This window comes from Streptomyces sp. NPDC055078 (assembly GCF_053607985.1).
Genome location: NZ_JBSGUP010000426.1, coordinates 1 through 7,149 on the forward strand (window position 1 = coordinate 1; position 7,149 = coordinate 7,149).

Consider the following 7,149-nt stretch of genomic DNA (forward strand, 5'->3'; position numbering starts at 1 on the left):
CGGCTCCCGCCGGCAGCCGCCTGCTCGGACGCCTTCAACTCCTCCGACTTCGCAGGCAGCGGATCGTCCTGCCAGAACTCCTTGCCCCGGCCCGCATCATCCGCCGGAACACTCGAAGCCGGCTCCCTCACCTCGACGTCATCACCGACCGCCGCAGCCGCCACACCGCCACGCTGCTCCAGAGCGACTCCGGACGGCAACAGCAGAACTGACGCCGCGACAACTCCACGCATGGTTCTTCGACGGTGCCCACGTATCTTCACGCCACGGCCACAATCTGAAGATCTTGTTTAGAAAATTGAGCGCGACGCTATCCGGCCCCGAAACGGCAGGGCAAGGCCGCTGCCCCGGTTCTGACCTGGAGAAACATCAAACTCATCGCGTCTGGCGTGGTGCCAACTCTTCTAAATGCGGTGAAATCCCACCCGGTCACTTCCGATGGTCGGACGGTAGCGAGCGTCGGTCGGTGGTGGCGACTGACGAGATTGGCGACTGGCCAGCCCCTCTTGTGAACCCTTCCTGCGCTCCGGGTTCCCGACGACGGAACTCTCCTGGCCTGCCCCGACCTACGTCTGCCACACCCGAGCTACTCCCGGGTTGCTGCCGATGGGATGACGGAGCACTGGATGCGAACCCTGGCAGAACGGGCTGCCCTTTGCACGCGGCTCTGACACGGGGGAATCTGCACGCCAAGCCGCCCGACACACAGCGGCTCAGCGCACGGGCCAGAGCTCTACTCAGGGGGGAGGAACAGCACACGGCCCAACAGGGAGCCGTCGCTGGTTGAAGTCCGCCCGCACGCCTTCTGCCGTAGGTGCGACATCGCCGCACTGTCAAGCGGTTCCCTTCAAATGAAGCGAAATGGGGAGCCGGTCTCATGCCGATCTGCGAACTCTCAAAGCGCTCTCCCTGAACCAATCAGCCCTGCGAAGTGGGAAGAAGTGAGCGCCAATTCCGGTATCGATGGAGCCCAGAGCGCTGCAAGGCTGATGACCGACTTTCCGCACTCCGGACCGCACCGGAGCTTCCGCCATCTACGCGAAGTGGAGGACGCCGTGCCGATGACGTCCAGTCGGCCTCCCCGAGCTGGCCAGCCCCTCTCCCCTCCTCGGACAGCCGTCCCTGCCCGGAGGGCCTTGTGTCGGCATCAGCCGTCCTGTCGGACGGCCGGTGCCGCCGACCGGGACGCGGCCCGCCTGACCACTCACCATCCGGAACACGGGTGGTCTGTTAACTGCACCTTCTTGAGATCGTTGGGCACTGCGATGTCCGACTGCCCAAGGAGTTCTGTGTGACGTCACACCTGCGCAACCAGCTGCTCGCTCTGAACGACAACAGCCACGCAACCAACAGCAGTTACGCCAACGATCTGCTGCGGTGGTTCCGGTTCCTGTGGCTTTGAACGTGACCTGGGACAAAGCAGCGGAAGGGGAGGTGGCAGTGATAGTGGGATGGCTTCGCACGGCACCGAATCCGCAGCGCCGCCGCACCCGGCCAGACGCGCCACAGCCCGGCTCCGTCAACCCGCGCACCGGCAAGCGGTACCTCAAGGCCGGGTACTCCCCGGCGACGATCAACCACGCCCTGACCGTGGTCGGGAGCTTCTACGACTTCCACCGCGCCCTGGGCAACGGGCCGCTGGTGAACCCGGTGCCGGTCTCGGAGGCACGGCGGCGGGCGCTGGCTCACCGCAGCCCTGCAGAGGCGGTGCCAACCTGGCTCCGACCGCGCTGCGGTGAATCCGTACGTCAGCGGTGGGGACGCGATACCGCGATCGCCATCGGCGACTACGGCACCGGCCCCGACTCCCCCGGGCGGAACCGGGCCGCTGGAGAACCGCGACTGGAGTACTCATCCCGGTTCAGTGCCTGGACGACCCGTGACGGGGATGGCCGGCCGAGAAGCGCGGTGACGTGGAGTCCCGCGCGCATCGCCGCGTCCGGGTCGACCCCTGTCTGGATGCCCAGCCCGGTGAGCATCCACAGCAGGTCCTCCGTCGCGAGGTTGCCGGTGGCGGAGCCCGCGTACGGGCAGCCGCCGATGCCGCCGACCGAGGCGTCGAAGGTCGTGACCCCCGCGAGCAGTCCGGCGTACACGTTCGCCAGGGCCTGTCCGTAGGTGTCGTGGAAGTGCAGGGCGATCCGGTCGCGGGGAACGCCCGCCTCGGCGACCGCTTCCAGGACGGCGCCCACGTGGCCGGGTGTTCCGACGCCGATGGTGTCGCCGAGGCTCACCTCGTGGCACCCGGCGTCGACGAGGGCCCGGGCGACCCCCGCGACCCGCTCGGGGCGGACCGGCCCTTCCCAGGGGTCGCCGAAGACCATCGAGACATAGCCGCGGACCCGCATGTCCGCGGCCAGGGCCCGCTGGGTCACCGTCCGCGCCACCTCGACGGCCTCCGAGCCGTCCATCGCCAGATTGCGGCGCGCGAAGGTGTCGGTCGCGCTGACGAAGACCGCGACGGCCGACGCCCCGGCGTCCAGGGCGCGGTCCAGGCCGCAGGCGTTGGGCACCAGGACCGGGTGACGGCTGAGATCCTCGCCCGCCTCCCGCAGCGCGGCGAGCACGCCGGCGGCGTCCGCCAACTGCGGGACCCAGCGCGGGGAGACGAAACTGGTCGCCTCGACCACCGGCAGCCCGGCGGCGGTCAGGTCGCGGATCATCCGGACCTTGGCGTCCGTGGGAACCTGGGCCCTCTCGGCCTGGAGCCCGTCGCGAGCGCCGACCTCGTAGACCGTCACCCGGCCCGGCAAGCCGGGAAACGGGTGGGTGGCGGGCAGTCCCAACGAGACCGGCGACCGGGTCACGACGGGTCCCGCAAGTCGGCCAGGATCCGGTCGGCGGCGTCCGCGCGTACGGACTTGGCCCCGACCATCCGCTCGACGACCGTGTCAACCTCGGCGGCGGAGGCTCCCGCGCTCACGGCCACATTGCGCGCGTGCAGCGACATATGGCCGCGCTGGATGCCCTCGGTCGCCAGCGCGCGCACCGCCGCGGTGTTCTGGGCCAGGCCGACGGCCAGGATGATCCCGGCCAGCTCACTCGCCGTCTCCACACCGAGCAGTTGTACGTTCGCCCGCGCCACCGGGTGCACCTTGGTGGCGCCTCCGACCAGTCCGACCGGCATCGGAAGCTCCAGCGTGCCGACCAGGTCACCGTCGGCGCTCTTCTCGAAGCACGACATCGCGGTGTAGCGGCCGTCAGCCCCGATGGCGTGGGAGTGCGCGCCCGCCTCGACGGCGCGGGTGTCGTTGCCGGTCGCCAGGACGACGGCGGTGACACCGTTCATGATGCCCTTGTTGTGGGTCGCGGCGCGGTAGGGGTCGGCGACGGCGAACTCGGCCGCGTCCAGCATGTTCTCCACGACGCCGGGGCCGCCGAGCGTGCCCGCGTCGAAGGTCGCCGAGACGCGGGTGATTCGCAGGTCGGCCTTGTTGGTGAGGATACGCAGAAGGGTCCGTCCCCGGGCGATCTCGGCCGCGCGGGGGGCGATGGCCTCGGCCATGGTGTTGACCGCGTTCGCGCCCATGGCGTCGCGCACGTCGACCACGAGGTGCAGCACGACGTAGGTCTGCCGTCCGCTCGGCACCAGCCGCACGGATATCTCGCGCGCGCCGCCGCCGAACCGGACCAGCGCCGGGTCCTGTTCGTTGGCGAGCGCGATCAGTTCCTCGGCTGCGGACAGCAGCCGCAGCCGCGCGCCCGCCGGGTCGGCGACGTCGAGAATCTGCACCTGTGCCTGCATGAGCGGGAGGCTCGACGACGTCGTGAAACCGCCGTGGTCGCGCGTCATCCGGGCGAGGTTCGACGCCGCCGCGACGACCGAGGGCTCCTCGGTCGCCATGGGGACGAGGATCTCACGGCCGTTCACCACGAAGTTGGTCGCGATGCCGACCGGGAGTCCGAGGACACCGACGACGTTCTCGGCCATGTGGTCGGCCTGTTCGAGCGAGAGGCCCTTCTCCGGGGAGAGCGCGTCGAACAGGCCGGGGGACACATCCATCGCCTCGGCGGCACGGGCACGGCGTTGGCCGACGGACAGATTCCTGAAACCCGACAGACGGCTGGTCATGATGCCATGGCCTTCCTCCGGAAGCGGTGATGGGTGAGAGCGGCGGTGGCCAGGGGACACACGGCGGCACATCCCTTCGGCGGTGGCCACGCTAGTCACGGGGCGGAACCCCCCGCCATGGACCATCAGCACGTCATACGGCACGCTGAGTGTGCGCAGGGCACACAGGCCGGCGCGACGATTCGTAGGGAGCGGGCGCGGTGGAAAGCGGAGCTGAACAGGCAGGCGGCGGCAGTACGGCCGCCGACCGCGCCGAGGCGCTGGCGGTCGTCCTGGACGCCGCCGGGGACCATGCGGTGGCCCCCTGTCGGCTGGACGGCGCGCTCGCGGACCTCGGCGTGACCGGCGGCTCCGCGGCAAGCACCGCGGAGCGGCTGTACCGGCTCCGGCACGATCAGCTACGACTGCGGCGACGGGAGCACGAGCTGACCGCGCTGTTCTCCAGCGCCCGGGAACTGGCCGAGGAGCGCGACGCCGACGCGCTGCTGGCCCGGCTGGTCGGGCGCGCGCACGACATGATGGACTCCGACGTCACCTATCTCTCGGAGTTCGACGCCGCCAGCCTGACGCTGCGGGTCCGCAAGACGGCGGGCTCGGTCAGCCCGTCGTTCCAGCGCCTGGTGGTGCCGCCCGGCCGCGGACTGGCCGGCCTCGTGGTCGAGACACGGGCCGCGCAGTGGGTGACGCGCTACGAGGACGACTCCGTCGAGTGGCACGAGGACTCGCTGTCCGAAGCGGTCTCCGCCGAGGGTCTGGTCTCGCTCCTCGGTGTGCCGCTGCTCTCCGACGAGGACGTCCTGGGGGTGCTGTTCGTCGGGACCCGCGACGAGCACGCCTTCGCCCCCGAGCAGGTCGCGCTGCTCTCGGCGCTCGCCAACCACGCCTCGGTGGTGCTCCAGACGGCGCGGCGGCTCCAGCACCTCCAGCGCTCCCGGGAAGAGGCGCGCGGCGCCCTGGAGCGGTTGAGGGAGCACCTGGTCGAGCGTGACCGCGCCAACGCGGTGCATCAGCAGCTCATCCGCTCCGTGCTGGAGGACAGCGACTTCTCACCGATCGCCGAGAAGCTCGCCGAGGCCCTGGACCGCGCGGTGGCCGTCGTCGACGAATACGGCGAGGTGATCGTGACGGCCGGCCGCGCCCTGTCGGCCGACGCGCTGCGCCGTGAGTCACCCGTCGCCGAGGCCGTCCGGGCCAGCCACGACCAGGGCCGTTGCGTCCTGGTCGAGGACGGCGGCGACATCGGGGCGGTGGCCGCCCTGACGACCGGCTCGTACTACTTCGGCACCGTGCTGCTCGGTACGGGCGGTTTCCCGCTCAGCTCCGTCGACCTGCGGACCATCGAGCGGGGTGCGCAGGTCGGCACACTCCTGGCCATGCAGCGGCAGGCCGTCTCCGACGCGGAGCACCGCCGCCAGGGCGAGCTGCTGGCCGATCTGCTGGACGGTTCGCCGGACCACCGCCGCGACGTGGTGCGCCGGGCCAAGCAGTTGCGCATCCCCGTCAAGGAGCTTGACACCCTCGTGCTCTTCGTCGTACCGGGAGAACACCGGGCCCAGGCGACCCGTTCGCTGCTCGGCCTGCTCCACAGCCGGGCGCTGGTGGGCGACTACGGCGGCAACGTCGCGGTCGCGCTGTCGTCCCGGCAGCCCGGCGTCACGGTCCAGCGGCTCCACGACCAGCTGCGCGAGGCGCTGTCGGTCCCGGTCCTGTCGGTGAGCGCCACCACGGCCGGTGACCTGTCCGCAGCGGCCGTGACGGCGCGGCGGACCGCCCGGCTGCTCCAAGCGCTGGGGGCCAGCGACCTCGCGGCGCGGGCCGACGACTACCACCCCTACGCGGCCGTCCTCGAACCCGACCCCGCCGCCCTCACCACATACCTCGACACCATGGTGGGGCCGGTACGGCGCTACGACGACGAGCACGGCACGGACCTGCTCACCACCCTGCGCGCCTTCGTGCGCAATCAGTCGAGCCCGACCAGGACCGCTCGGGAGCTGGGCTTCCACACCAACACGATCCTCCAGCGCGTCGAGCGGCTGACCCGCCTCCTGGGCGAGGGCTGGCGCGACGACGAGCTGTTCTTCCGGCTCGCGCTTGCGGTCCGGCTCGACGAGATCGCCGAGCGGCTGCGCTGCCCTTGAGCGGGCGGTGGGGCGAGGTCGTTTCTGATGGCCGCAGTACGCCCGATGCGTGGGAGGTACCCCCAGGCGGGTCGGTGAGCGGGGTCCGGTTGGGGTCTCCCAGGCCCGCAAGGGCCGAGGGTTGGGGTCTCCCCCCGAGGGTTGGCGTCTCCCGTTCTCTAGGCTGTCGGCACCTGTCGGATTGATCATGTCCTTCTCGGAGCTGGCAAGTGAACGACCTGAAGCGCTGGACCGTCGACTTCCACGATCTGACCATCCCGTCTCCTGTCACTGATGACCCTGACATAGGCCGGTTCGGGGACATGCGTTCCCGGGCGACAGCGAATGGGGCCAAGCACGGAACCCCGGTCATTCTTTCGCCGTCGGGGTGGCCGGACTGGCGAATCAACCTCTTCTTCCGCGAGGGCGCCATGGCGGACGCAGAGCCGGGTACCTGGCGGCGCTACGCGTACTCGTTGATCGTCTGGCTGGATTTCCTGGAAGCGATCGGCGTCGCGTGGGACTGCGCCACCGTGCGGCACGTGAACGCCTTCAAGGACTGGAGGATCACCGACCAGCGCAACGAGGAACCGATCAGGGCCACATCCTTCGACACCGACCGCGCGGGTCTGAACACCTTCTACACGTGGGCGAACGGGCGTTTCGGCATCGTCAATCCGGTCGCGACGATCCGGGCCGAAAAGGAGCGGTCGCGGCCCTCGGGATACGGCGCGACCCGCCGGGACCCCCTTCGGCCGGCCGGCTCGACGATGCGGGAGCCGAGCCGTGGGGAGGGTCCCGCAGTGGCGGGGTGAAATCAGTGGTTATGAAAGATTACACCTTGTTTGTCATCGTTGGTTCTCAACCTGCTGACGAGCCCTGCTACTTCACGGTCGCTGCCCCTTGAAGCCGGGCCGGATCTGGAGTCCGTAAGTCAACCCGTCCGCCGCCCGGGAG

The 7,149-nt window shown here is 70.1% G+C and carries 6 protein-coding genes; 3 read left to right on the forward strand and 3 right to left on the reverse strand.

The genetic code is table 11. The features are described 5' to 3' along the window. A partial coding sequence (locus tag ACWF94_RS28185; RefSeq protein ID WP_453494367.1) for a hypothetical protein occupies positions 1-233 on the reverse strand: 233 nt, incomplete at its 3' end. An 828-nt stretch (positions 234-1,061) separates the two neighbouring features. Here ACWF94_RS28185 and ACWF94_RS28190 point away from each other — a divergent pair. Then, positions 1,062-1,295, forward strand: a complete 234-nt coding sequence (locus ACWF94_RS28190) for a DUF5999 family protein (protein ID WP_453494381.1) — start codon at positions 1,062-1,064, stop codon at positions 1,293-1,295. Positions 1,296-1,787: 492 nt separating this feature from the next. On the opposite strand, the gene ACWF94_RS28195 is transcribed toward ACWF94_RS28190, so the two are convergent. Then, positions 1,788-2,807: a hydroxymethylglutaryl-CoA lyase gene (locus tag ACWF94_RS28195; RefSeq protein WP_453494370.1), complete on the reverse strand. Its 1,020-nt coding sequence runs from the start codon at positions 2,805-2,807 to the stop codon at positions 1,788-1,790. After that, the gene (locus tag ACWF94_RS28200) at positions 2,804-4,072 is read right to left on the reverse strand and encodes a hydroxymethylglutaryl-CoA reductase, degradative (RefSeq protein ID WP_453494373.1); all 1,269 of its coding nucleotides are present in this window, start codon (positions 4,070-4,072) and stop codon (positions 2,804-2,806) included. Before ACWF94_RS28200 ends, ACWF94_RS28195 begins: the two co-directional genes overlap by 4 nt. A gap of 200 nt (positions 4,073-4,272) precedes the next feature. Here ACWF94_RS28200 and ACWF94_RS28205 point away from each other — a divergent pair, with 200 nt between their 5' ends. After that, a complete protein-coding gene (locus tag ACWF94_RS28205) occupies positions 4,273-6,213 on the forward strand; it encodes a helix-turn-helix domain-containing protein (RefSeq protein ID WP_453494376.1) in 1,941 nt (646 codons plus the stop codon). A gap of 209 nt (positions 6,214-6,422) precedes the next feature. Then, a complete protein-coding gene (locus tag ACWF94_RS28210) occupies positions 6,423-7,007 on the forward strand; it encodes a hypothetical protein (RefSeq protein ID WP_453494379.1) in 585 nt (194 codons plus the stop codon). Positions 7,008-7,149 lie beyond the last annotated feature (142 nt).